Source organism: Dokdonella ginsengisoli, from assembly GCF_042652785.1.
Taxonomy (GTDB): Bacteria; Pseudomonadota; Gammaproteobacteria; order Xanthomonadales; family Rhodanobacteraceae; genus Dokdonella_A; species Dokdonella_A ginsengisoli.
Window position 1 is genome coordinate 135147 of the sequence record NZ_JBHSHD010000007.1, and the last position, 21918, is coordinate 157064.

General features: G+C 65.9%; 26 protein-coding genes. 7 read left to right on the forward strand and 19 right to left on the reverse strand.

From position 1 onward, the window contains the following. Window positions 1-45: 45 nt before the first annotated feature. The 3 genes from ACFO6Q_RS08230 to ACFO6Q_RS08240 all read right to left on the reverse strand — a co-directional run bounded on the left by ACFO6Q_RS08230 (window position 46) and on the right by ACFO6Q_RS08240 (window position 1486). A complete protein-coding gene (locus tag ACFO6Q_RS08230; RefSeq protein ID WP_380020150.1) occupies window positions 46-639 on the reverse strand; it encodes an ECF-type sigma factor in 594 nt (197 codons plus the stop codon). Window positions 640-829: 190 nt separating this feature from the next. Further along, on the reverse strand, window positions 830-1099 hold the full coding sequence (locus tag ACFO6Q_RS08235) for a hypothetical protein (protein WP_380020151.1): 270 nt from the start codon (window positions 1097-1099) through the stop codon (window positions 830-832). Window positions 1100-1111: 12 nt separating this feature from the next. After that, window positions 1112-1486: a hypothetical protein gene (locus ACFO6Q_RS08240; protein ID WP_380020152.1), complete on the reverse strand. Its 375-nt coding sequence runs from the start codon at window positions 1484-1486 to the stop codon at window positions 1112-1114. Window positions 1487-1642: 156 nt separating this feature from the next. On the opposite strand from ACFO6Q_RS08240, the gene ACFO6Q_RS08245 reads away from it, so the two are divergent. Together ACFO6Q_RS08245 and ACFO6Q_RS08250 are read left to right on the forward strand one after the other, a co-directional pair. Then, window positions 1643-1798 (forward strand): hypothetical protein, encoded by a 156-nt coding sequence (locus ACFO6Q_RS08245; protein WP_380020153.1) that lies wholly within the window; start codon window positions 1643-1645, stop codon window positions 1796-1798. Further along, entirely contained in the window at window positions 1795-2250 is a 456-nt protein-coding gene (locus ACFO6Q_RS08250; protein ID WP_380020154.1) for a VOC family protein, read from the forward strand. The genes ACFO6Q_RS08245 and ACFO6Q_RS08250 overlap by 4 nt, the downstream gene beginning before the upstream one ends. Before the next feature lie 288 nt (window positions 2251-2538). On the opposite strand, the gene ACFO6Q_RS08255 is transcribed toward ACFO6Q_RS08250, so the two are convergent. Beyond that, window positions 2539-3192, reverse strand: coding sequence for a hydrolase (locus tag ACFO6Q_RS08255; RefSeq protein ID WP_380020155.1), 654 nt, complete (start codon window positions 3190-3192; stop codon window positions 2539-2541). 187 nt (window positions 3193-3379) lie between these two features. Between ACFO6Q_RS08255 and ACFO6Q_RS08260 the strand changes: the two genes are divergently transcribed. After that, complete coding sequence (locus ACFO6Q_RS08260; protein WP_380020156.1) at window positions 3380-4276, forward strand: LysR family transcriptional regulator; 897 nt, start codon at window positions 3380-3382, stop codon at window positions 4274-4276. A gap of 3 nt (window positions 4277-4279) precedes the next feature. Here ACFO6Q_RS08260 and ACFO6Q_RS08265 read toward each other — a convergent pair whose 3' ends face one another. The 3 genes from ACFO6Q_RS08265 to ACFO6Q_RS08275 form a co-directional block, all read right to left on the reverse strand. Further along, the gene (locus ACFO6Q_RS08265) at window positions 4280-4576 is read right to left on the reverse strand and encodes a hypothetical protein (protein ID WP_380020157.1); all 297 of its coding nucleotides are present in this window, start codon (window positions 4574-4576) and stop codon (window positions 4280-4282) included. Between the two features lie 77 nt (window positions 4577-4653). Then, complete coding sequence (locus tag ACFO6Q_RS08270; protein WP_380020158.1) at window positions 4654-7098, reverse strand: ADOP family duplicated permease; 2445 nt, start codon at window positions 7096-7098, stop codon at window positions 4654-4656. A 171-nt stretch (window positions 7099-7269) separates the two neighbouring features. Next, window positions 7270-7611, reverse strand: a complete 342-nt coding sequence (locus ACFO6Q_RS08275) for a YciI family protein (RefSeq protein ID WP_380020159.1) — start codon at window positions 7609-7611, stop codon at window positions 7270-7272. 266 nt (window positions 7612-7877) lie between these two features. Between ACFO6Q_RS08275 and ACFO6Q_RS08280 the strand changes: the two genes are divergently transcribed. Next, window positions 7878-8369 carry a hypothetical protein gene (locus tag ACFO6Q_RS08280; protein ID WP_380020160.1) on the forward strand — a complete coding sequence of 164 codons (492 nt, stop codon included), beginning with the start codon at window positions 7878-7880 and terminating at the stop codon, window positions 8367-8369. Window positions 8370-8651: 282 nt separating this feature from the next. Here the strand turns inward: ACFO6Q_RS08280 and ACFO6Q_RS08285 are convergent, their stop codons facing one another. The 12 genes from ACFO6Q_RS08285 to hutU form a co-directional block, all read right to left on the reverse strand. Continuing rightward, entirely contained in the window at window positions 8652-9167 is a 516-nt protein-coding gene (locus ACFO6Q_RS08285) for a YybH family protein (protein ID WP_380020161.1), read from the reverse strand. A gap of 53 nt (window positions 9168-9220) precedes the next feature. Then, window positions 9221-9502 (reverse strand): hypothetical protein, encoded by a 282-nt coding sequence (locus ACFO6Q_RS08290; RefSeq protein ID WP_380020162.1) that lies wholly within the window; start codon window positions 9500-9502, stop codon window positions 9221-9223. A gap of 98 nt (window positions 9503-9600) precedes the next feature. Next, entirely contained in the window at window positions 9601-9993 is a 393-nt protein-coding gene (locus ACFO6Q_RS08295; RefSeq protein ID WP_380020163.1) for a hypothetical protein, read from the reverse strand. Window positions 9994-10047: 54 nt separating this feature from the next. Beyond that, window positions 10048-10509, reverse strand: coding sequence for a hypothetical protein (locus ACFO6Q_RS08300; protein WP_380020164.1), 462 nt, complete (start codon window positions 10507-10509; stop codon window positions 10048-10050). Between the two features lie 334 nt (window positions 10510-10843). Beyond that, complete coding sequence (locus tag ACFO6Q_RS08305; protein ID WP_380020165.1) at window positions 10844-11353, reverse strand: HIT family protein; 510 nt, start codon at window positions 11351-11353, stop codon at window positions 10844-10846. A 122-nt stretch (window positions 11354-11475) separates the two neighbouring features. Continuing rightward, window positions 11476-11967 carry a nuclear transport factor 2 family protein gene (locus ACFO6Q_RS08310; protein WP_380020166.1) on the reverse strand — a complete coding sequence of 164 codons (492 nt, stop codon included), beginning with the start codon at window positions 11965-11967 and terminating at the stop codon, window positions 11476-11478. 105 nt (window positions 11968-12072) lie between these two features. Next, the gene (locus ACFO6Q_RS08315; RefSeq protein WP_380020167.1) at window positions 12073-13245 is read right to left on the reverse strand and encodes a hypothetical protein; all 1173 of its coding nucleotides are present in this window, start codon (window positions 13243-13245) and stop codon (window positions 12073-12075) included. 675 nt (window positions 13246-13920) lie between these two features. Next, window positions 13921-14142: a hypothetical protein gene (locus ACFO6Q_RS08320; protein ID WP_380020168.1), complete on the reverse strand. Its 222-nt coding sequence runs from the start codon at window positions 14140-14142 to the stop codon at window positions 13921-13923. A 307-nt stretch (window positions 14143-14449) separates the two neighbouring features. After that, on the reverse strand, window positions 14450-14677 hold the full coding sequence (locus ACFO6Q_RS08325; protein WP_380020169.1) for a hypothetical protein: 228 nt from the start codon (window positions 14675-14677) through the stop codon (window positions 14450-14452). A gap of 414 nt (window positions 14678-15091) precedes the next feature. Further along, the gene (locus ACFO6Q_RS08330; RefSeq protein WP_380020170.1) at window positions 15092-15535 is read right to left on the reverse strand and encodes a hypothetical protein; all 444 of its coding nucleotides are present in this window, start codon (window positions 15533-15535) and stop codon (window positions 15092-15094) included. 89 nt (window positions 15536-15624) lie between these two features. Continuing rightward, complete coding sequence (locus ACFO6Q_RS08335) at window positions 15625-16320, reverse strand: toll/interleukin-1 receptor domain-containing protein (RefSeq protein ID WP_380020171.1); 696 nt, start codon at window positions 16318-16320, stop codon at window positions 15625-15627. Between the two features lie 229 nt (window positions 16321-16549). Then, entirely contained in the window at window positions 16550-18220 is a 1671-nt protein-coding gene (hutU, locus tag ACFO6Q_RS08340) for a urocanate hydratase (RefSeq protein ID WP_380020172.1), read from the reverse strand. Window positions 18221-18363: 143 nt separating this feature from the next. On the opposite strand from hutU, the gene ACFO6Q_RS08345 reads away from it, so the two are divergent. From ACFO6Q_RS08345 to ACFO6Q_RS08355, 3 genes are all read left to right on the forward strand, one after another. After that, window positions 18364-18945, forward strand: a complete 582-nt coding sequence (locus ACFO6Q_RS08345) for a TetR/AcrR family transcriptional regulator (RefSeq protein ID WP_380020173.1) — start codon at window positions 18364-18366, stop codon at window positions 18943-18945. Beyond that, window positions 18929-20368, forward strand: coding sequence for a nitrilase-related carbon-nitrogen hydrolase (locus ACFO6Q_RS08350; protein WP_380020174.1), 1440 nt, complete (start codon window positions 18929-18931; stop codon window positions 20366-20368). The genes ACFO6Q_RS08345 and ACFO6Q_RS08350 overlap by 17 nt, the downstream gene beginning before the upstream one ends. 161 nt (window positions 20369-20529) lie before the next feature. Next, on the forward strand, window positions 20530-21561 hold the full coding sequence (locus ACFO6Q_RS08355) for a hypothetical protein (protein ID WP_380020175.1): 1032 nt from the start codon (window positions 20530-20532) through the stop codon (window positions 21559-21561). Window positions 21562-21918: the final 357 nt, after the last annotated feature.

Here is a 21918-nt window from a genome sequence, read left to right on the forward strand (position 1 = left end):
AGGCCTGCCGGCGGTCGCCCGCGACCGCCACCGCGCGCAATCGGTTCAGGGCGCGGGCGCCGATGGCGCGTCGCCGCGGATCGCATCGGCCAGGAACGCGCGCGCGATCGCCCAGTGGCGCTTGGCCGTGCGCTCGCTGACGCCGCGTACACGCGCGATCTCGTTGAGGGGCAGGCCGAGAAAGGAATGCCACTCCACCAGCTGCGCCAGCTCGGCATCGCAGGTCTGCAGGCGCACGAGCGCCTCGTCCAGCGCGAGCAAATCGTCGAGCGGCTTGTCCGGCTGCTCGATGCGCTCGGTCAGCTCGGTGCGCAGCAGGCCGCCGCTGTGACGGGCCGTCGCATTGCGGATGGCCAGATCCATGAGGGTCTGGCGCATTGCCTGGGCGAATACGTTGTAGAAATGCGCACTGCCGTCGATCTCGCCGCGGCCGCGGGCGAATCGCAGCCAGGCCTCGTGCAGCAGTGCGGTCGGATTCACCGTCACGGCGCCGCCGGAACGGCGCAGGTGCCCGCGCGCGATGCGCTTGAGTTCATCGTAGGCGAGCGCGAACAGCGCATCGTGCGCCGCTGCCTCGCCGCGATCGAGAGCCGCCAGCAGTTCCGAGACGTCGGGATGGCCGACGGACATGCGTTGCATGATTCCCCCTGGTGCAAGATGACGCCGACGCCGCGCGGAACCGGCCTGTGACCGCGTTCGCGCCGCCAGTATCCCGCACATCGCGCGGAAAGAAAGCAAAGCATCGTCGGCGTCGCCTCGACGGCGGTCCTCGAGTGGGCCGCGTCGACGCCGCGGGCATGAACGGCGCTTTCTGCCCGGACGCCGGCCTCTACCGGTCGAGAACGAAGACGATGCGCGCTTGCACCGGCGCCTTGGGAAGCGGGCTCGTGCGATACCCTCTTCCGTGTACGCGGCGACCGTCGATTCGAACGATCGCGCGGCGCGCCCGAACGGCGCGCGGCGACGACATCGCTCGCTCCGCCTCGTAAGCCGGGACGTAGGGATCGGCATTGCTCTTGTCGGACGGCTGCACGGTCTCCTCGGCGATCTCGCGTGGGTGGAGCGGGCGATCCGATCGGCAGGCCTTGCAGGCTCTCACCCCGCTTTCCGCTCAGGCGTCACGAATGCGCCAGAGCTGATCGCGGAACACGTGCTCGATGCCCGCACGAAACTTGGCGATCTGCGAGTCCCGGCAGGCCAGCTCGACAATGATCAGCCGATGGCCGAAGAGCTGGTTCTTGGGCGGGGCGAGCGCAATCGTCATCGACCGATCGGCCAGAACAATGCTCCTGACGCCGTTGTAGAAGCCTTGCGACTGGTCGTCCAGCTCGAAGTAAGGACCGCTGTCGTCATCGAGACTGCGGTGCGCGCGCATGAATATGAAGGAGTGCCACTCGGCGTCTTTCGCGTTCGAATTGGAAGCGCCGCAGATCAGGGTTCCGTGATCGACCTTGCTTCCGCACTCGGTGGCCGTGAACTTCAACATGCGACATCCAGCGATCGGGACAGGCGGCGGCAGGCCGCGAGCGTTGCGATCTTACCGCGGCGCCGTTCCGGCGGCCTCGCGTCGAACCTGCGTCCCGCCAGCGAACCCGACCCCGTTCAGTCGGCGCCCTTCTCCATCGGGCCGCGCAGGGCCATCATGTCGTCGATCCTCTGCCTGGGAGCGAGCCGCAACCCGGCCCTGCCGAAGACCTCGGACGACCATCGCGACACCACGGGCCACGGAGGCGCGCAACGAATGTCTCCGCTGCCGTCCAGCCGCCGCACCATCCGCACGGACACGACGAAATCATGACCCAAAGCCAACTGCTGCGAATGGACAACCTCGGCATCGTGGTGGAATCGCTCGACGATGCCGTCGCTTTCTTCACCGAACTCGGTCTGACGCTGGAGGGCCGCGCCACCATCGAAGGCGAATGGGCCGGGCGCATCACCGGACTGCGCGATCAGCGCGTCGAGATCGCCATGATGGTCACGCCCGATGGCCACAGCCGCCTGGAGCTTTCGCGTTTTCTCGCCCCGCCCGTCGTCGCCGACCATCGCAATGCTCCGGTGAATGCGCTGGGCTACCTGCGCGCCATGTTCGCCGTGAGCGACCTCGACGACACGCTCGCCCGGCTGCGCAAGCACGGCGCGCAGCTCGTCGGCGAAGTGGTCCAGTACGAGGATGCGTATCGGCTGTGCTACCTCCGCGGACCCGAAGGGCTGCTCATCGGACTGGCGGAACCGCTCGGCGGGAATCGGTAACGGTCGCGGGAGAAACCCGCCCGAGCTCCGCGCCCGAAGCGCCTGCCGCAATGGGCGACGCCCCGTCAGGGCGCAGCCCGACATGGGCAGGTTCTACGCGCTCCCCTCGCGGGATCGAACGTCGAAATGCCGGCGGCGCTCGCTGCTGCCGGCACCTCGTCCTGCCGCACGTCCCGGTGCTCGCCAGCTTGCCGCCTTCGCTCCAGCGACATCGTCGCGGTCCTGTCGATACGTGATGAAAAAAAGGGATGGCGCAATCCGCCCGCAGTGGCACCATCCCCACACGGATCAGCCCGCGTTGCGCGGCACCGGCGTGTTGAGCAGCTGCTGTTCCCACAGGTAGGCGATGCCGCTGCCCGCGGCATGCTGCTTGAGTATCTCGGTCAGTCCGGCGGCGTGTTCGGTGCGGGCCCAGTCGCGCTGCCACTCGGCGGCCAGCGCCAGCCACGTCATCGTGTTCGCGCCGGCGGCGATCATGCGCTGGATGGCGACGTGGTGCGCCTCGACCGACACGGCGCCGCAAGCATCGGTGATGACCGTGACGTCCCAGCCTTCGCCGAGCGCCTGGATCACCGGCATGGCCACGCAGACCTCGGTCCACAGGCCGGCGATGATCAGCTGCTTGCGGCCGGTCGCCTCGACGGCGTCCACCACCTTCCTGTCTTGCCAGGTGTTGATGAGCGTCCGGTCGATCACTTCCTGGCCGGGAAACACGTCGGTGATCTGCGGGAAGATCAGGCCGCCGCGGTCGGCGATGACGCTGGTCAGGATCGTGGGCACGCCGAAGACCTTGGCGGCCTTCGCCAGCGCGGTCGAGTTGTTCACCACCATGTGCGGATCGTGGCTGTTGAGATTGGTGAGCTGGTACGGCTGGTGATCGATCAGCACGAGGACGGAGTCCTCGGGCCGGAGGAGCGAGGCGAGGCCGTTTCGGAAAGTCATGCGTACATCCTTTGACGAGGGAAATGTGCGGGTGAGAAACGCCCCGGTGGGTGCGTCGTCTCTGCGACGAACCTTGTCATTGCCTCGCGTGACGCGGTAGCCGCGTTTCCTGCCGAACTGTGTCGCGCGAACCGGAACGCCGCCGCCCGCCGCTTTGTGTCAGGCTGTGGCGCGAACCGGGAATGCCATGTTGGATATCGAAGCACTGCGCACATTCGTCGAGGTCGCCGATGCGGGCGGCGTGTCGCCCGCGGCACGCCGGCTCGGTGTTTCCAAGTCGATCGTCAGCCGGCGGCTCGGCCGGCTCGAAGCGGAACTGGGCGTGCAGCTGCTGGCACGCACCACGCGCGGTGCCGCGCTCACCGAAGCCGGCAGCACGTTCCGCGATCACGCCGCCAGAGCCTGCGCGGAGATCGACGCGGCCCGCGAGACGATCCTGCCCGAGGGCGACCTGCGCGGCCGCCTGCGCGTCGCCGTGCCGGTCTCGTTCGGACCGACCCACTTCGCTCCCGTGTTCGCCGAAATGGCGCGGCGCCATCCGCAGCTGCACATCCACACGGCCTACAGCGACCGCTTCGTCGATCTCGTCGGCGAGGGATTCGACTGCGCGATCCGCGTGGGCTACCTGCCGGATTCCAGCCTGGTCGCCCGCTGCGTCGGGCCCATCTACGGAAAGCTGGTCGCCAGCCCGGACTACCTCCGCGCGCACGGCTCGCCGGAAACGCCGGAAGACCTGCTGGCCCATCCGGCCCTCATGCAGGGCACCGAAACCTGGCAGTTCATGGACGGCGACGAGATCGTCACGGTGCACCCGCAAGGGCGCTTCAAGGCCGACAACGGCATCGCGCTCGTCGCCGCGGCGGTGGCCGGGCTCGGCATCGCCTGGCTGCCGGACGGCCTGACGCGGGAGCATCTAGCATCCGGCGCGCTGGTGCCGGTGATGACGCGCTACCCGCCTCCTTCGGCGGGCATCTACGTCATCCGCCCGCCCGGCCAGCACCCTTCGCGGAAGGTCCGCGTGCTCACCGAACTGCTGATCGAGTGTTTCGAGCAGGCATCGCACCTGGTGGATGGCAGTCCCTAGGACTCAAGCCGTCTTGGCGAGACCCAGCGCCACCAGCGTGACGGCAACGGCGGAGCCCACACCGATGAGCAGGGACAGGAGCGAAACCAGAGACGCGAGAACTTTTCGTGTTCGACTCCGGCACGACCTGGCGCCGCGGAAGCAGAGAAAGGCGCTCACGAGCATGAGCACGCCGACGAGGTTGGAGTAGAAGAAGACGGAAGGCCCGTCCCGCTGCACGATGGCGCCACGGCTCAGCAAGATCATCGCGCCGAGCGTCGCGATGCAAAGCGCATATCCGGCGGCGAGAGTCTTGCTCATGGCTCAGGGGTGACCAAAAAAAGTCTGCGCTGCGGCCAGGTCAAAATACGCCACCTTGCGCTTCAAGGTCACCGGCCCTACTCCGCGCGAAGCGCCCTGGCCGGATCCACCCGCGCCGCCCGCCACGCCGGAACCACGCTGGCCAATCCCGCCGCGATCACCAGCAGCAAGGTCGCTTCCAGCAGCGTGGCGGGATCGAGCATCGTCACGCCGAACAGATGCGCCCGCAACAGCGGCGCCGCCACGGCGTACAGGGTGAAGCCGGCCGCGATGCCGGCGCCCGTCAGCGACAGTCCGCGTTTTGCGACGAGCCGCGCGATGCGTTCGGGGGCCGCGCCCAAAGCGATTCGCACGCCGAATTCACGCGTGCGCAAGGCGACCAGGTAGGCCATCATGCCGTACAACCCCACGATGCCCAGCAGCAGCGTGATGGCCGCGGCTGCCGTCACCAGAACGAGCAGCAGCTGGAGCTTCGACGTGGACGCCGCGATCACGTGGCTCATGGTTTCGACCTTGTAGATCGGCACGGTGCGGTCGAGCTCGTGCACGATCCGCCGGATCGCCGGCACGGTGACCTCCGCGGGCGCGGCCGATCGGACGAGCAGCGCCATGTTGCGCGGGGTCGGCGGTTCGGCTTTCGGATCGGTCGGCACGATCAGCGGCCGGTACACCATCGGTGCCGGCGCAGTGGCGAGGTCCTGGTGGCGCACATCGCCGACCACGCCGACGACGGTATAGGTCACGCCCGACGACGCGAGCGCCAGCGGCTTGCCGACCGATGCCGCACCGTCCGGATCGCCGAACAAGGTCGCCGCCGCCCGCCGGCTGATCACGACGTCCGTGCCGCGTTCCAGTTCGATGCGGCGGTAGCCGTGTCCTGCGAGCAGCGGGATGGACAGGGCCGCAAAGTAGCCGTCGTCGACGAGGGTGACGGGCAGCGTCCGGGTTCCCGCGTCGGAACCGGGCTGGAACGTCTGTTCGTGCAGCGGCCCGGTGTCCAGGGGCACTTTCGTCGCAAGGCCGGCGCTGCGGACGGACGGCAGCTCGCGAACGCGCTCGATCAGGCGGGCGTAGAACGCCACCGAAGCGGTCTCGTCGTAACGCGCGAATGGCAGCTGGATGCGCAGCGTGACCACCCCCGTGCCGTCGAATCCGGGATGCACCAGGGAAAGTCCATGCGCCGTGCGCAGCAGCAAGGCCGATCCGATCGTGACGACGAGCGCCACGGCGATCTGCAACGTGGCGATCGCGGCGCGCACGCGAAGCCGCGACGCCCCCGCCGACGCACCGCGACCGCCCTCCCGCAGAGGGAGCGGCAGCGTTTTTCGCCACCATCGCCCCGCCGGCACGGCGGCACACACGACCATCCCGAAGACGGTGATCAACACGGTGAAGCCCACGGCGGGAAGTCCGAGGCCCAGTTCGGCGAGCCGGGGAATGCCCGGGGGACCGAACGCCACCAGCGCCTCGACGGCGCCGAAGGCCATCGTCAGCGCCAATACGCCGGCCGCCGCGCACAAGAGCACCGCCTCGGCGAGGAACGGTGCTGCGATGCGCAGGGAACCGGCGCCGAGCGCGGCGCGCACGGCGAGCTCGGGCTCGCGACCGTCGGCGCGGATCAGCAGGAGATTGGCCACGTTCGCCCACGCGACCACCAGCACGAGCCCCGCCGCTGCCGCCAGCAGCCACAGCGTGGATGCGATCCCCGACGTCAGGTCTTCGCGCAGCGGCACCACCACCGGCGCCGGCCTGGTATCGGCCAGCCATGCCGCCGTCGACGTGCCCGACGGCAGCCGCGGAAAGGATTCCGGCAGCCGCGGCAGGATCGCCGCGAGTTCGCGCTGCGCCTGCTCCACGCTGGCACCGGGGGCAAGCCTGGTGACACCCGAGTAGATGAAGTCGCCGACGGAGGCATCGTCCGGGCGCTTGGCCGGCAGCCACAGGCGCGTGGCGGCGGTCGGGAAGGAAAACCGCGCCGGCATCACTCCGACGATCTGGCGGCGCACGCTGTTGACCATCAGCGTCTTGCCGATGACGTCGGGGGCGGCGCCGAATCGTGCGCGCCATTCGGCTTCGCCCAGAATCACCGCTTCCGGTCCGCTGCGCAGCTCCTCCTCCGCGGTGAACGGCCGACCGAGGAGGGGCGGAACGCGGAGCAACGGCATCATCGACGCGCTCACCCAGGTCGCGATGACGCTGTCGGCGCCGTGGTCGTCACCTTCGACCCAGACGTTCGTGCTCCCGGTGCGATGGAATCCGACGCCGTCGAGCGTCTGCGCATGGCGATCGTAGGTGACCTGCAGCGCGGGAGGCATTTCGATCTCGCCGGCCTGCGGCGCCTGGAGGTGGATGCTGACCAGGCGATCGGGCTCGCCGTACGGCAACGGCGCGAGCAGCACGCCATACACGATGGCGAACATCGCGCTCATCGAGGCGAAGCCCGCGGTGAGGGTCAGAATGACCGTCAGCGTGAACGCCGGCGAGCGGCGCAACGACCTCAGCGCGTATCGGAGGGTGGCCATCGGCGGGGCTTGCTCGGCAGGGAAGGCCATACTAGTCGTGCCGGCCGCCTCATCGGGGCCGGATTTGTGGCATTCCCGTGGCCGGAAGCGGATTGCCGAATCCAGACCGGCCCGGCTATCGCAAAGCGATTCGCGCACCGCGGCCCAGATCGCCCACCTGCGCCGCCGTCCTCAGGACTGCGGATCGAACTGAAAGACGCGCAGCTCCTGGTCGCAGCGACAGGCCCTCGCGATTCGCGCGGCCCACGCCACCGCCGCCTCGCGCGAGGGCAGCTCGAGCACGGTGAAGCCACCGTCGAGTGTCGGCGCCCACGGGTAGCCGCCCTCGACGACGCCACCATCGGCCGAGACGAGCACGGGCGGCACCGCCTCGTCGATGCCGCCGCCGAAGACGTAGACGCCGGCGGCCTTCGCCTCGTCGATCACGGCGTGCGCGTCGCGGCCCACCGCCTCCCACTCGCCGTCGGGCACGACCATCGCCTTGCCCGGAAAGGAAATGAGGTACTTGGCCATGGGGTTCCTCGCCGTTGGGAATCCGTGCGCCTGGGTGAGAGCGGCCGGCTTCGCCGGCGCCGGATTCGTGGAAGGTCGCTGAGGAGAACCCTTCCCCGCCCGCTCCATCGCAAAGAAATCTACAGCGCGACCCGTCAGTTGCAAACCGTAAGGTTTCCAGAAGGTCGGCGGAGACCAAGCCCGGCAGGCTGCCTCGGCGCGCGACGGACCGGCCATCCCGGCGGTGCGCGGCGCGCCCTTGCCTCTTCGCCAATCCGGAGACTGCCATGCACACGAAAATCTCGACGACGGGCCGGCTGCTGGTCGCCGCCTGCACTTCCGCCCTGCTGTTCGGCTGCGCGATGAATCGCCCGAGCAAGCCGCCTTCCGTGTTTCTTCCGCCGTGCAACGACGGCAGCACGATCTGCCTCTACCGCGGCGTCAGCGCGAAATCGAACGGGAACGCCTCGCTGGGCCCCGGCACGTTCAAGTTCAACCCGGGCCTTTCGACCTTCAACTACGAGAACACCAGCGGCCCCAAGCCGCCCGACTGCTACTTCGTCTTCAGCGTGACGAATCCGAATCCGGGCACGCCCGTCGCGCCGCTGACTCAACTGCCGGTGAACGGCGTGGCGGGCTGCGATGCGATCTTCGACAACACGCCGGCAGGTCACTGGGACATCCTGCCCTCCACGCAGTGCGATGCGAGCGTGATCTCTGCCTACGCCCAGTCGCATCGATCCGACGTGGCGAACGGGTCGAACAGCAAATGCTACTAGCCGCGGAACGCGACGTCGGGCCGGCAGCGGCTCGGCGTCGGGGCTGAAGACCGAGAGCATCGGCACGATGCACTGGCTGTCGCTCGCGCATTTGTGTTCACGGGGTCGAAGTCGCCTTTCCGTCAGCATGGGCCTTACGGAAAGGGGCTTCGACCCCGCTTCCCGAACGCTTCGGCACGAAGACGCGCATCGGTTCCGCTACATCCGCGGAACCGATGGAACCGCCCGGCTCTTTCGGTAGCGGTCATGGAAGAACCCAGCGCGCGCTGCAGGCGCGAACCGCTACTGCGCCGGCGAAGATCCCGACGGTGCCTGCGGTGCACTCCGCGGCTTCGGCGCAGCGTTCTGGTTGTCCATGTCCGAATGGATCAGCCATGGCTTGCCGGGCGCTCGCCGCAGAGTGAGGGTGAACTTTCCCATGTCGCCGGGCTGGTCGCCGTAGCCGTAGCCGCCGACGATGTAGGCGATCGTGTCTTCGGAGGCGAAGGCGAGCGCACGCAGCCGCAACGGGCCGCCCCCTTCACCGGCATAGGCGGCCTGGATCGCCGCACGCCCACGAACCGGCGGACGGTTGCTCTGCAGCACGAATCCGTCCTCCGCAAACAGCGCCGCCAGCGCCACCGCGTCGCCCGCGCGCCAGGCGCGCTCGTAGTCGCGCAGCACGCGGTCCAATTCGGGCGGGAGGACGACGCTGGGAAGCGCTTTGGCGGTGCCTGGTTCTTGAGCGCTCTGCCCGAATAGCGGCCCCGCTGCCAGCATCAGGGCGAAGACGACAATGGCGGGTAGCAAACGGCTCATGCGTGCAATCCCTTCCTTCTGGGAGAGAGGCACGCCGGCCCGTCTCTCCCCTGTCAATATTCCCGGCGCTCCAACAGCTTTCCGTCGGAATCGAGGGCGAAGATCTTCTGCTCGTCGGGCGTTACCGGGAGCGGATAGTAAAGAACATGGTAGGTGCAATTCTTCCAGTTCACATACACCTTTCCAGGCTCAAGCCTCCGGACCTGACGGTACAGCAGGCCCTCGACCTCCGCGTCGCTGAACTTCCGCTGGCACGAGGCGTCCGATGGAACCTGGGCGCAGGCCGAGAGTGCAAAAGCGACGCAGGCAATGATGGTTCGCGCGGTGTTCGTCATGATCCGAAACGTCCAGATACGAGGTGCCGAGATCCAGCAGCGTACTCCGGCCTTCCGTGCAGGCGGGAGCTTCCAGGCAGGCTTACCCGGCGGCTGACCTATTTCCCGCCGAGGAATTCGACACCCTCGATGTCCTTCAAGTACGGAGCGCAGCAACCTTCCGTGGCGGCGGGAAGCGTGAAGCGAAGGCGTTGTCCGAGTTCGAGGCGCTTGCCGTCCACCATCGGCAGGCCCTGATACTGGAGTCGGATCGACCTCCAACCTACAACGTCGTCCTCGCTGACGAGCACGATGCTGTGATAGCGGACGGTGACGTCCGGGAAGTCGATGAAGCCGCCGAGGTTCTCGAATGATTCGACGCGGGCGACGAGCCGGACGGGCACGCTCGATACCAGCCTCGGAGCCTCACCCGAACCGTCCCTGGGACACGGCGTCGCGCATCCGAGGCACGACAAGGCCAGTGTGAGCAGCAGCCAGCTTCTGGGTTTCATGGTCTTGGGACAGATCCGTGCTCACCGCCAGAACCAAAGACTCGAACATGGGCATCACATGCTCCAGGCAAGAATCGACTCCTGAAGTACATCGGCATAGCACTGCGCCTCAATTTCCTCGAGATGGACGTCCGCGATGAAATCCATGCAGCGCAAGACCAGCAACCTATGCTCAGAGCCAAGACATGAAAGCTGCGGCGAGCCCTTTCCTTGGCTTAGAACCTGGTTGAGAAATTGGCAAACAAACGAATCCCCTTCTACATTTCGCTCACCACGCAACGCCAGCTCGGCAAGACGCGGAAAATAGTAGGCGAGAGCTTGCGGGGTGAGAAATGGGATTGCCCCCCACGCGACAGTTCCAATTTGCGCCACGGTGAGCTCCGTGCGCGCGACACTTCTCAGCAGAAGATCGTACTCGGCGCATTCTTCGCAATGAGAATAATTTGTCGAATGCTCCGGCTTCGCAAAGATCGCGAATGCACAGTACATGGCCTCGCTGAGTTCTTGTGCGTTCAACTTGCACCAATGCCGGAGCGAGCGGCCGCAGGTCGGCTGCGTCGTGGACGAGCCAAGCATATCCCGAACGGCCTACCGTGATGCACCGTCATCAACTGGATCACGCCCCAAATACCATGATGCACACTCCGAAAGGCGCCACCTCCAGGAAGGCGGCAAGCATGAACTCTGGCGCCGAAGCCTGCTCGTAGCCGGACACTGAAAAAAATGGCACGGATAGAAGACCACGGTCCTGCACGAGCGATACCGCCCAGCGGTGATCGCCTTGAATAGACAAGAGCGAGGCCAGTCAACGCCAAGCCACGCGCGCTGCCCTCAATGACGACCCGGATCACTACTCCGGCAGATTCGAGCGGATCAGATCCGCCGTTTCGGCAAGCCGCTCGGCGGAAGCCTGAACGCGCTCCCGGCGCTGCGCATCCCCGCTCGGATCGTGAGACGTACCCCTTTTGCGTCCCGCACCATCGAATGTCGCGAGCTGCGGCGGCCCTATGCCCCAGTCACTGCCCTGCTGCCGAGGCACGACGTGGAAGTGGAAGTGCGGGGTTTCCTGTCCGCTGTAGACCCCGTTGTTCTGGAACGTAAGGATTCCGAGGGGCCGATACGTCCTGACGAGTGCTTCGGCGACCCGCCTGGCCGAGAGCAGTATGGCGCTGCACTCCTGGTCGGAAAGGTCGAGCAGCGTCGCGACATGCCGACGCGTGATGACGCAGCACTGGCCGACTTCGAACTGCCACGGGTTGATCACCGTCAGCGTGTGTTCGCCTTCCTCGATGATCTTCCACGTTTCCTCGCGGGCTGCCACGCAGAGGTCGCATGGGTCTCTTATGGGAAGTTCGATCATCGTTCTCTCCGACCCGTCCATTCGCTCCAGTGATCCAAAGCCTTCCGATTCCGTTCCGTCGGGAAACGCACTCCGGCTCCGCTTCCACCGAGCCGCGAAGCCGCCGCGGCTTGAATGAATCGTCAGGACTTGCCCGCGGCCGCACGATGACCGTAGCTGAGCACCCGCGTGATCTCCCAGCGGTTGCCACTTTGATGCCACAGGATGGTGAAGTCCGCCATGCCCTCGCACTTGCCGCTCGAGACCTGGCAGAAGCGGTGCGTGCCTTTCGAGAGCGCACCGAAATCCTTGATGGGATAGACCTGGAGCGTGCCCGGAACAAGCTCGCGAGTGAAATTTCCGCACACGTACTTGCGGGTATTGGCGAGCATGTCGTTCCGATTCCAGGTCACGCCGCCGGTGTCGTGGTAGAACTCGACGTTCTCGGCGAAGTAGCTGGCGTGCTTTTCAAGCTGGCCCGGATCGCTGCAGTGATTGAAGGCGTCGAACACGGCCGTATCCAGCGCCGAGATCGTCTGTTCCAACGGTGCGTCCGGAGAGGTTTCGCGTGGTTCGGCAGCGGACGCCAGGTTGCCTCCCGCAAGAGCAGCCAGTACAACGAGCATTGCTTTCATGCCTATCCTCAGGACGATTGGTGCGGACCCTGCCGCTTGAGTTAAGCCGTGCCGCGAAGCGGCGTCGGCGGATTCTGCGAACCGACGCATCGACATGACGAATCGTCAATCCGAGTCGTCTTCGTCCCGCCCCAGATATCGCTTGATGCGTTCTGGCCTCTGGGGAATCGCTCGATCGATGTCGATCGGGATGATCTCGCAGCGCAGCGGTCGGAGTATGCCGCGCACTTCTTCCAGGTGCTCCTGGTCGGTAGCGACATAGACCCGTGCCGAACACAGAGAACCTGGCTTCACGCGGGTGATTTGCTCCCTCAGAACGTCGATCATGACCGACTGTGATGGAGAGCCGATCATGATGATTCCATCCGTGCCCAACCTCTCGACCAATGCATCTCCGAGATAGCCGGATAGACGTGAGAATCCCTCGTCCTCACGAAGAGGAATCACTTGCGTAGCCGGATAGTGGTCACGCCCATCCGGCACCGTCCTGAAATAGGCCTCGACCAGATAGGCGTGCCAATCGCCAGCGTCATTCGTGGCGGGGGCGGTGAGCGGCGACACGAACCGCTCTCGAGCTTCCTTCTTGTCTTCCTGTTGCTGGTCGTACGCCTCGCCAGCCCTGTCCAGTGCGGCGCTCCATGCGTCGTGATCGATGATGACGCGCTGTCCGTCCGACAAGCGGAAGCGGACATCGACATGAGCCGCCTCCTCGAAGATTCCGGCGCCGGGGTGTCCGGCCTCGGGCACGACGACGGGTACGATCAGCTCTTGCTGGCTGTCGGAAAATCTCGGCGTTCCGCGCCAGGAGATTGAACTCACGCTGCGCGGTAACGCGGCAACATAGGTGTCGGGCAAGAAGTCGGACAACGCCATGCGGCGTATCAAGTTCCCGTCGGAACCGTAGATCGCGATGGCGCTGGATCCATGGCCCATGCTGTGCCAGTTGTCGAAGGTTGCCGTCGCCCCCTGATTGGATACGACGACCTCGACCGGCGCGACCTCGTTGATCAGGGGCTTCTCCCACGACACATGCCATTGGCCGTTCCGCTGCTGCTGCATACGGCCCGTGGCGTGAGTCCGGGCTTCGCCGGCCGCTGCGCCGGCGTTGGCCTTTCCCGCAACTTTGTCCTCGAAATAGACCAGCGGATTGACGACAGGGCGCGGCTCCACGACCAGGCGCCAAGTCCCGTCAGCAGATACGTAGATGGTCGTCTCCGGCGGCGCCCACGTGTCGGCTGCCGCCGGAACCGTGGCAAGAACCGAAAGCAGCAACGCCATTGCCGCAGTCCATCGCTTCGCCATTGCAGTGCCCTTCCTCTCACAAGTCGGAAACGGGAGACGGCGAGCCTCTTTGTTACGAGCTCGCCTGCTGCTCAATCGTGCGTCCGGCACATCGTCCTCGGCCTCGAAAGGCACTCTGACTCCGCATCCAGAACCCGTAAGCCGCTGCGCCGAATCGATACCGACGGCCGTCCGTGAGAGCGCTCCGTCCCGCCTCAGTCTCTCCAGGGCACACGGTTTCGTCATATCGGCGCTGGAAGCAGGTTGAAACGCACGCCCCCGGCCTCCACCGCAGCACTTAGCTAGATCTCGTTTTTCCGAGGCGCCATCAGGATGACTTCGGCGGGCTGAAGGCTGAACCAGGGATCCCGTTCACCGAACCACACGTTCCCGTAGCCATCGATCTCCAGGATGCGCATGACTCTACCCTCGCATGTCTTCAATCGCGCAACGTCTTCGGCGGGAAGATCGCGAGTCAGCCAACGAGGCATTTCCGGGATGAGGACCCAATCACCCTCGGCGATCGTCCGGCCGCGAGCGTCGATCGGCCGGAGCGGGTAGCCCGGAGGCAGAGGCAGCTTGGGTGGTCCGAAGAACGACATCTAGTGGCATTTGACGCCGGAAGTAAGCCGCGCCGCGGAGCGGCGTCGGAGCGAGTCTTCAAGCGGCTGCTCAACGTCGGATAAGTACGAAGTCACCAGCCGTCTCCGACGTGTAGTGAACCAGCCCGCCGAAATCCGTGTCTACCATGATGCCAGCACCGAGGTATGCCCAGCGATCCTCGCCCGGCAGGTACTCGCCCGTATCCATTGAAGCGATGACGCGACCGCGGTAATCGACGTCAATTTGAATGACGTCTCCTGGCCTAATATCGGTTCCATCCGCATATTTCATGTCGTCACTTACTCACGGCGGCTCAAGAATCAAGCGCAACACGTTGAGAGGGAAAAACGGGGTCAGAGTGCTTTTTTCGAATCGTTCCGGCATCGAAGCGTGGAATGCAGCGATCCCCCGGAACAGGCTCTCTGCGGAGCTTACTCCAAGCCCGCCTACTCCGCCGCTAGCTCGCACGTCTACACCGGACGCGAGCGTTGCGCGCTCGCACGACTGCTCTGGCGTCCCCGAACGCAAAGGCACTCTCGTTACCGGAGCAACGAACAAGAAGGACGCCGGGCGGCGCGAAGCCGCCCGGCGCGACGCGTCAGCGGCGCTGACTGCCTTTGCGCTCCAGGCGTTGCAACTGCTTCTGCAGCAACTCTTCGCACAAGGCGGTGACCTTGCGCGCCTGCGTGCCGTAAAAATCGACCGCGCCGTAGCCGGTACGGATGTAGACGTGACGCTTCATCGCCGGAATGTGGCATCGCAGTGCGTAGCGCAGGTTGGCGATCTGCAGAGTGCGTTCGTCGGGTTTGTCGTTGGCGTTGTGCATGGCCTTCTCCGATTCGCCCGCGACCCGGGATGGATCGCTGTGGGCGAATCCCTCCCAGCGCCGCGCGCAGGCGGGTCAAGGCCGCGCGAAGCGCGCCCGAAGGGCTTGGCCTTGAGGCGGCGAGCACGGTGCTACGCTGAGACGACCATAGTGAGCCCTTGTGTCTCGACCTCATCTGCCTCTCTTTGAACCCATCTCTCAAAGTTACGGCGTGGCTTTGCATTGAGATTTTACCGATGCTCCGCCGAAGACCGTCAAAGCGGGAATGCACCGCGCCCACTTACTGTCTATCGAATCACGGAGGAAAAGTACTCCGACCCCGTTTTCCGCCAAGCATGCTTTGTTCGCCCGCTTATCGCCAAACGTAAGCAGCCTCGGAACGCGGTTCGCTTGATTGATTTTTTAGGCCACGCGTCATTGCAGACACATTTCGGCGACGTGCCAAGAAATGTAAAAAACGGCACCGGCTATTAGAAAGTAAAACTGACGTTTGGATAGCGAATTTGCGACGTTTGATTTGGATTCAATTGCAGTACGGATGCCAATACAAGCAGCCTTCTGCCTTTGAGGGTCACGACCGATCTCCGGATGCTCTCCGTTTTGTACGCGGATAAGTTCGGCATTTGCATACAAAGTCGAATTTACGTATGCAATGTTACGACAACCGAAGAAAAAACTAAGTCCCCAACAAAGAACAGCGAGCCCAAGAGGAACTTGGAACCAAGAGATATGATGACCGCGTGTTTGTGTAATCGCAAAAGCGATTGACGCACCGGCAGCAGCAAGCAGGAAATACGCATACTTGTCTTGCGATGTCCGCAAAGCACGGTAAACCTCAAACTGAGCCTCATTTGACATGCGATGCACTCCCGTAGCGGCCTAACACTTGAATTAAGCCACACCGCGGAGCGGTGTCGGCTTGAATGAATTGTTAGAGCGCACCTCTCTTACGCGGCAACAAGCTCGGCAATTTTTGCAGCCACTTCCGACATAGAGTCCTCTGCGGTATCTAGACCTGTTCGCGAAGCCAGCATCGGACTCACATCGCGGAGCGCTTCATACGTTGTGTTGTGCACAATGGGAACAAGCCGATTTCCTGCGAGTAGTGCTGAAAGTTCCTTGTCAGCGACGCTCTCTTTCGGGAGGCGCGCAAGAAGTGCTGGTGTTACAAGCACTAGGCCAACCTTTGAATTGGCCAGCCCCTTATCAATTGCGCGCATCATTGGAACGCCCAGGCCAAGATCTTTTTCACTGAACCAGACTTTGACACCCGCATCTTCGAGGAGGTCGTGTAACTGCTTTGCTGCTCCCTGCCGGTCATCCCAAGCGTGGCAAAGAAATACATCGCGTCGGTCGGGGTGCAGCGCGATCTGAGCCTCCACCGATTCACGGATTGGCGTTAGCGATTGCACCTCTAGAGGTGTATAGAAGACTGCAGATCCTTTGCTGGACCAGCGAGGTTTTGAGCTCTTGCGACCGCCACCGCTGCGTGAACTGCTGTAGTTGGAGCTGCTCGTTGATGGATAGTACGAACCGCTATAGCCACCGCTGTAACGTGAGCTGCTGCGATAACGGCAAGCCGGACATGCAGCAGCGGCAGCCGCTGAGCTGTGTCCACGTACTGGTGCTGTGCATCTGGCCATGTATCAATCCTTCGATCTTGGGTTGAATATCAAAGTGCGGGAAGTGATGATCGGTGCGCTCTAACTACAACTAAACCCCAAATAGACCCCGAAAACGACGTGCGGCACGGATGGTCAGGGAACGCACATCCTCCGTCAAGCCGTTTCCAACATAAAATTAGGAAGTTGCCAATCCCGTTCACCATCAAAAACAGGGAATGAAACAGAGGTCAGGTCAGCTATTCTTCCCTCACCCCATCGGCAACTTCACCCCCTGCTCCCGCGCACACCGCTGCGCCACCTCATACCCCGCATCCGCATGCCGCATCACCCCGGTCCCCGGATCGTTCCACAGCACCCTTGCGAGGCGCTTGTCGGCCTCCTCGCTGCCGTCGCAGACGATGACGACGCCCGAATGCTGTGAATAGCCCATCCCCACCCCGCCGCCGTGGTGCAGCGACACCCAGGTCGCGCCGCCGGCGGTGTTGAGCATCGCGTTGAGCAGGGGCCAATCGGACACGGCATCCGAGCCGTCCTTCATCGCTTCCGTCTCGCGATTGGGACTGGCGACCGAGCCGGAATCCAGATGATCGCGGCCGATCACGACCGGCGCCTTGAGTTCGCCCTTGCGCACCATCTCGTTGAAGGCCAGGCCCAGCTTGTGGCGCTGGCCCAGGCCGACCCAGCAGATGCGCGCCGGCAGCCCCTGGAACGAAATGCGCTCCTTCGCCATGTCGAGCCAGTTGTGCAGGTGCGCATCGTCGGGGATCAGCTCCTTCACCTTGGCGTCGGTCCTGTAGATGTCCTCCGGGTCGCCGGACAGCGCGACCCAGCGGAACGGGCCGACGCCGCGGCAGAACAGCGGGCGCACGTAGGCCGGCACGAAGCCGGGGAAGTCGAAGGCGTTGGCGCAGCCTTCGTCCTTGGCCATCTGGCGGATGTTGTTGCCGTAGTCGACGGTGGGGATGCCCTGCGCGTGGAAGGCGAGCATCGCCTCGACGTGCACACGCATGGATTTCTTCGCCGCGTCGCGCACCTTCTCGGGGTTCGCTTTCTGCTCGGCCAGCCATTGCTCGACGCTCCAGCCGATCGGCAGGTAGCCGTGCACGGGATCGTGCGCGCTGGTCTGGTCGGTGACGGCGTCGGGCTTCATGCCGCGCCGGACCAGCTCGGGCAGGATTTCCGCCGCGTTGCCGAGCAGCGCGATCGACTTCGCCTCGCCGGCCTTCGTGTACTGGGCGATGCGCGCGAGCGCGTCGTCGATGTCCTTCGCCTGCTCGTCGACGTAGCGCGTCTTCAGGCGGAAGTCGATGCGGCTTTGCTGGCATTCGATGTTGAGCGAGCAGGCACCGGCGAGCGAGGCGGCCAGCGGCTGCGCGCCGCCCATGCCGCCGAGGCCGGCGGTGAGGATCCACTTGCCCTTCAGCGAACCGCCGTAGTGCTGGCGGCCGAGTTCGACGAAGGTTTCGTAGGTGCCCTGCACGATGCCCTGGCTGCCGATGTAGATCCATGAGCCGGCCGTCATCTGGCCGTACATCATCAGTCCTTTCTTATCCAGCTCGTTGAAGTGCTCCCAGGTCGCCCAGTGCGGCACCAGGTTGGAATTGGCCAGCAGCACGCGCGGCGCGTCCTTGTGCGTGGGAAACACGCCGACCGGCTTGCCGGACTGGATCAGCAAGGTCTCGTCGTCTTCGAGTTCGCGCAAGCTGCGCAGGATCGCGTCGAAGCATTCCCAGTTGCGCGCGGCGCGGCCGATGCCGCCGTAGACGACCAGCTCGTGCGGGTTCTCGGCCACCTCCGGATCGAGGTTGTTCTGGATCATGCGGAACGCCGCTTCGCTGAGCCAGCTCTTGCAGGTGAGTTCGCTGCCGCGCGGGGCGCGGATGGTGCGCGTGGTGTCGATGCGGGTCGGGGCGTTCATCAGGGACTCCGGCGTTCGGGGATGCCGGGATTATCGCGCCGCGTTCTGCGCCACGGCCACGCAAGCAACGCCACAAAACGCCCTGCCAGGCCGTTTTCGCGGCCGGATTGCGTCCGCGGGCCGGGAAAGTATACGCTGTATACATGAGCCCGCCCGCCACCGCCGAACGCATCCTGCGCGCCGCGCGCGCGCTGTTCGAGCAGGACGGCGCCGGCGCGGTCAGCATGCGTCGCGTGGCCGAGGCGGTCGGCATCACGCCGATGGCGATCTACCGCCACTTCCCCAATCGCGAGGCGCTGCTCAAGCGCATCAGCGACGACAGCTTCCAGGAGATCGCGCACCACTGGAGCGCGCGCAACGAGGGCGGCGACGTGCTCGCGCGGCTGCTGGCGATCCAGCGCATCTACCTCGACTACGCGCTGTCGCATCCGCACCTGTTCGACCACGCCTTCTCGGTGCGCCGCGAGGATGCGCGCAAGTTCCCCGAGGATTTCCGCGCGCGCCGCTCGCCGACGCTCAACGTGGTCGCCGACGTGGTGGTCGAGGCGCAGCGCGCCGGCCTGCTGCGCGAGGGCGACGCCTGGGACATCGCGATGACCTTGTGGGCGCACACGCACGGCCTGATCGCGCTGTACCGCGCCGGCCGCTTCAGTTACGACGAGCGCGCCTTCCGCGCGTTCTACGACGCTTCGCTGGGGAGACTGCTCGATGGACTCAAGACCTGATTTCGCGCCGGCCTGGGCCGGACTGATCGCCGTCGCGACGAGCGCGGCGCTGTGGTGGCTGGCCAACGACCTGCAGCCGGCGTGGTGGGCGGCCTGGCTGGCGCCGCTGCCGCTGCTCGTCTACGCGCTGCACGCGCGTGCGCGCTCGGCGGCGCTGGCGACCTTCCTCGCCTTCGCCATCGGCGGCGGCGTGCAGTGGCACTACCTGCACGACGTCGTGCGCCTGCCGTTGACCGTCACGCTTTCGGCGATCTTCCTGCCGGCGCTGCTGATGCTGCTGGTGGTGCTGCCGTTCCGCGCGCTGGCGCGGCGCGGCCGCGTGCTGGCGGCGACGTTCTTCGCGCCGGCCGCGGCGACCGGGCTGGCCTGGCTGTCGGCGGTGACGTCGCCGCACGGCACCTTCGGCCACATCGCGTATTCGCAGATGGACGCGCTGCCGGCGATCCAGGTCGCCGCGCTGCTCGGTGCGTGGGGCATCGCGTTCCTCGTGTGGCTGCTGCCGGCGGCGCTGGCGGTGCTGATCGGCGCGAACGCGCCGGCACGGCGGCGCGCGGCGTCCACCGCGCTCGCCTTCGCGCTGCTGGCGTGCGCGCTCGGCTACGGCGCGCGGCGCCTGCACGACGACGGCCCGGCGCAGAGCGTGCGCGTCGGGCTGGTCAGCATCGGCGCGTCGAAGGAGGCCCAGGCGGACCTGGACAAACCCGAGGGCGAGCGCATGCTGGCGCGCTACGTCGAGGAGATCGACCGCCTCGCCGCCGCCGGCGCACAAGTGGTGCTGGCGCCGGAATCGGCGCTGCTGCTGCGCTCGCACGCGATTCCCGCGCTGCAGGAACTGTCCACGCGCCGCGGCGTGCGCATCCTGATCGGCGCCGAGGACCACAGCCAGGCGCCGGTCAAGCGCAACGCCGCGCTGGTGTTCGAACCCGGCCGCGCGACGCCCGTCGCGTACGCCAAGCGGCATCTGATTCCCGGCTTCGAGGACCGCTACACGCCGGGCGACGCCCGCGTGATGCTCGACGGCACGCCGCGCACTGGCGTGGCGATCTGCAAGGACCTGGACTTCACCGCCACCGGCCTGGCCTACGCGCGCAGCGACACGCAGCTGCTGCTGGTGCCGGCCTGGGACTTCGACGAGGACGCCTGGCTGCACGGCCGCATGGCGGTGCTGCGCGGCGTCGAAGGCGGCTTCGCGATGGCGCGCGTCGCACGCAACGGCCTGCTCACGCTCAGCGACGACCGCGGCCGCGTGCTGGCGCAGGCGTCCAGCGTCGGCCGCACGGAGCCGGCCACCCTGCTCGGCGAGCTGCCGCTGCACAGCACGCGCACGCTCTATGCGCGCATCGGCGATGCGTTCGGCTGGCTGTGCCTGATCGCCGCGGCCGGGATGGCGGCGAGCCTGCTTCTAGGGCGCAAGCGAGCCTGATAAACCTTCAAGGGCGTCATTCCCGCGAACGCGGGAATGACGACGCAGGGTCGGACGAGATCAGACGATACGCAGGGTTGGACGAGGGGCACTCGAGGCTCTCTTAAGGTTTCCAGCGCGCATCTGCGTAGAGGGAGGCAACCTCCCCACGCCCGACGACCATGCGCCCTTCCCTCGCCGCCGCCTGCCTGCTGTCCACCTTCGCCCTCGCCGCCTCCGCCGCCCGCGCCGAAATGGCCATCGGCGGCTACGCGCCGCAGATCGCCTTCTTCGGCGCGAACGCGCAGGGCGCCGACGCGCCGCTGGCACTGATCGCCGGAGCGGACACGCAGACGGTCGAGCCGGCGTTCGGCGTGTACGAGCCCCACGAACAGCTGATCTACGTCTCCGATTTCAACGGCCGCGCGCTGCGGGTCTATCCGGCCTTCGCACGCGGCAACGTCGCGCCGCTGCGCGTGCTCAACCCGCCGCAGTTCGGACAGACGCGCGCCAGCGCGCCGGTGTACGCGCACGACGAGATCGGCATCATCGTCTCCAACTGCTGCATCGCCACCTACCCGCTGCACGCCAGCGGCAGCGACACCTTCGCGATCCGCACCATCAACTGGGGCGGCCTCAGCGGCAGCGCCACCGACCTCAACAACCCGCTCTCGCTGCGCTACCTGCCCGACACCGACGAATACCTGGTGTCGGAATACGATCGCCTGGTCTTCCACGCGCGCACCGCCGCCCCCTACGACGCGCCGACGCGCCGCATCACCGGCGCCGCCGTCGCCAACTGCGTCAGCGTCGCCCACGACCCGGCCGCGCATCGCCTGTTCGTGCTGTGCCAGGCGCCGTGGGACGGCAGCAGCGCCGTCACGCACGTGCGCATCGGCGTCTTCGCCGACGACGCCAGCGGCGAGGCGGCGCCGCTCTACACGATCGAGGGCGACGCCACCGGACTCGACCTGCCGCCCGGCTTCTACGTCAACGGCATCGGCCACGACCCATACCTGCACCGGCTGATGGTCGCCAGCGGCACCGGCTCGGGCGATCCGGCGCACAACCGCGTCGTCGCCTTCGCCGACGACGCCAGCGGCAATGCCGCGCCGGTGCAGGAGGTGAGCGGCGCCAACGTCGGCCCCGGCTCGCTCGGCACGCCGTTCGCGGTGCCCACGGATGCGATCTTCGCGAACGGGTTCGACGGTTAGGTCGCTCCTGTCCACGTGCACAGAGGCCGTCCGATGCCTTCCCTTCTCCCGGTGACGGGAGAAGGTGGCCCGCAGGTCGAAGCCGCCCTCCGGCGGCTGAGGGTGAGGCAGGGATGCCGATCGGAAAGCGCACCAGGGAAGGTGGCTTGCGCGATTTCCCCTCACCCGCGCCTGCGGCGCGACCTCTCCCGCAAGCGGGAGAGGTGAAATAGCGCCAGCCTATCGCAGCGCGACGCATCCTTTCCTTCTCCCGATAACGGGAGAAGGTGGCCCGCAGGGCCGGATGAGGGGCCCCTTGCGACACGGCCACGATCCTCGCCGCCTTGCCCGAACGATCGGACAAGGCGGCGAGTTCTC

What these genes read in the sequence shown, in the direction of transcription:
- ACFO6Q_RS08295 (WP_380020163.1), bottom strand. Translation starts at nt 9,993, where the DNA reads ATGAAACCCAGAAGCTGGCTGCTGCTCACACTGGCCTTGTCGTGCCTC.
- ACFO6Q_RS08325 (WP_380020169.1), bottom strand. Translation starts at nt 14,677, where the DNA reads ATGCACAACGCCAACGACAAACCCGACGAACGCACTCTGCAGATCGCC.
- ACFO6Q_RS08330 (WP_380020170.1), bottom strand. Translation starts at nt 15,535, where the DNA reads ATGTCAAATGAGGCTCAGTTTGAGGTTTACCGTGCTTTGCGGACATCG.
- ACFO6Q_RS08280 (WP_380020160.1), top strand. Translation starts at nt 7,878, where the DNA reads ATGCACACGAAAATCTCGACGACGGGCCGGCTGCTGGTCGCCGCCTGC.
- ACFO6Q_RS08255 (WP_380020155.1), bottom strand. Translation starts at nt 3,192, where the DNA reads ATGACTTTCCGAAACGGCCTCGCCTCGCTCCTCCGGCCCGAGGACTCC.
- ACFO6Q_RS08335 (WP_380020171.1), bottom strand. Translation starts at nt 16,320, where the DNA reads ATGGCCAGATGCACAGCACCAGTACGTGGACACAGCTCAGCGGCTGCC.
- ACFO6Q_RS08290 (WP_380020162.1), bottom strand. Translation starts at nt 9,502, where the DNA reads ATGACGAACACCGCGCGAACCATCATTGCCTGCGTCGCTTTTGCACTC.
- ACFO6Q_RS08245 (WP_380020153.1), top strand. Translation starts at nt 1,643, where the DNA reads ATGTCGTCGATCCTCTGCCTGGGAGCGAGCCGCAACCCGGCCCTGCCG.
- ACFO6Q_RS08355 (WP_380020175.1), top strand. Translation starts at nt 20,530, where the DNA reads ATGCGCCCTTCCCTCGCCGCCGCCTGCCTGCTGTCCACCTTCGCCCTC.
- ACFO6Q_RS08320 (WP_380020168.1), bottom strand. Translation starts at nt 14,142, where the DNA reads ATGAAATATGCGGATGGAACCGATATTAGGCCAGGAGACGTCATTCAA.
- ACFO6Q_RS08240 (WP_380020152.1), bottom strand. Translation starts at nt 1,486, where the DNA reads ATGTTGAAGTTCACGGCCACCGAGTGCGGAAGCAAGGTCGATCACGGA.
- ACFO6Q_RS08315 (WP_380020167.1), bottom strand. Translation starts at nt 13,245, where the DNA reads ATGGCGTTGCTGCTTTCGGTTCTTGCCACGGTTCCGGCGGCAGCCGAC.
- ACFO6Q_RS08260 (WP_380020156.1), top strand. Translation starts at nt 3,380, where the DNA reads ATGTTGGATATCGAAGCACTGCGCACATTCGTCGAGGTCGCCGATGCG.
- ACFO6Q_RS08350 (WP_380020174.1), top strand. Translation starts at nt 18,929, where the DNA reads ATGGACTCAAGACCTGATTTCGCGCCGGCCTGGGCCGGACTGATCGCC.
- ACFO6Q_RS08270 (WP_380020158.1), bottom strand. Translation starts at nt 7,098, where the DNA reads ATGGCCACCCTCCGATACGCGCTGAGGTCGTTGCGCCGCTCGCCGGCG.
- ACFO6Q_RS08345 (WP_380020173.1), top strand. Translation starts at nt 18,364, where the DNA reads ATGAGCCCGCCCGCCACCGCCGAACGCATCCTGCGCGCCGCGCGCGCG.
- ACFO6Q_RS08285 (WP_380020161.1), bottom strand. Translation starts at nt 9,167, where the DNA reads ATGAGCCGTTTGCTACCCGCCATTGTCGTCTTCGCCCTGATGCTGGCA.
- ACFO6Q_RS08250 (WP_380020154.1), top strand. Translation starts at nt 1,795, where the DNA reads ATGACCCAAAGCCAACTGCTGCGAATGGACAACCTCGGCATCGTGGTG.
- ACFO6Q_RS08275 (WP_380020159.1), bottom strand. Translation starts at nt 7,611, where the DNA reads ATGGCCAAGTACCTCATTTCCTTTCCGGGCAAGGCGATGGTCGTGCCC.
- hutU (WP_380020172.1), bottom strand. Translation starts at nt 18,220, where the DNA reads ATGAACGCCCCGACCCGCATCGACACCACGCGCACCATCCGCGCCCCG.
- ACFO6Q_RS08230 (WP_380020150.1), bottom strand. Translation starts at nt 639, where the DNA reads ATGCAACGCATGTCCGTCGGCCATCCCGACGTCTCGGAACTGCTGGCG.
- ACFO6Q_RS08310 (WP_380020166.1), bottom strand. Translation starts at nt 11,967, where the DNA reads ATGAAAGCAATGCTCGTTGTACTGGCTGCTCTTGCGGGAGGCAACCTG.
- ACFO6Q_RS08265 (WP_380020157.1), bottom strand. Translation starts at nt 4,576, where the DNA reads ATGAGCAAGACTCTCGCCGCCGGATATGCGCTTTGCATCGCGACGCTC.
- ACFO6Q_RS08305 (WP_380020165.1), bottom strand. Translation starts at nt 11,353, where the DNA reads ATGATCGAACTTCCCATAAGAGACCCATGCGACCTCTGCGTGGCAGCC.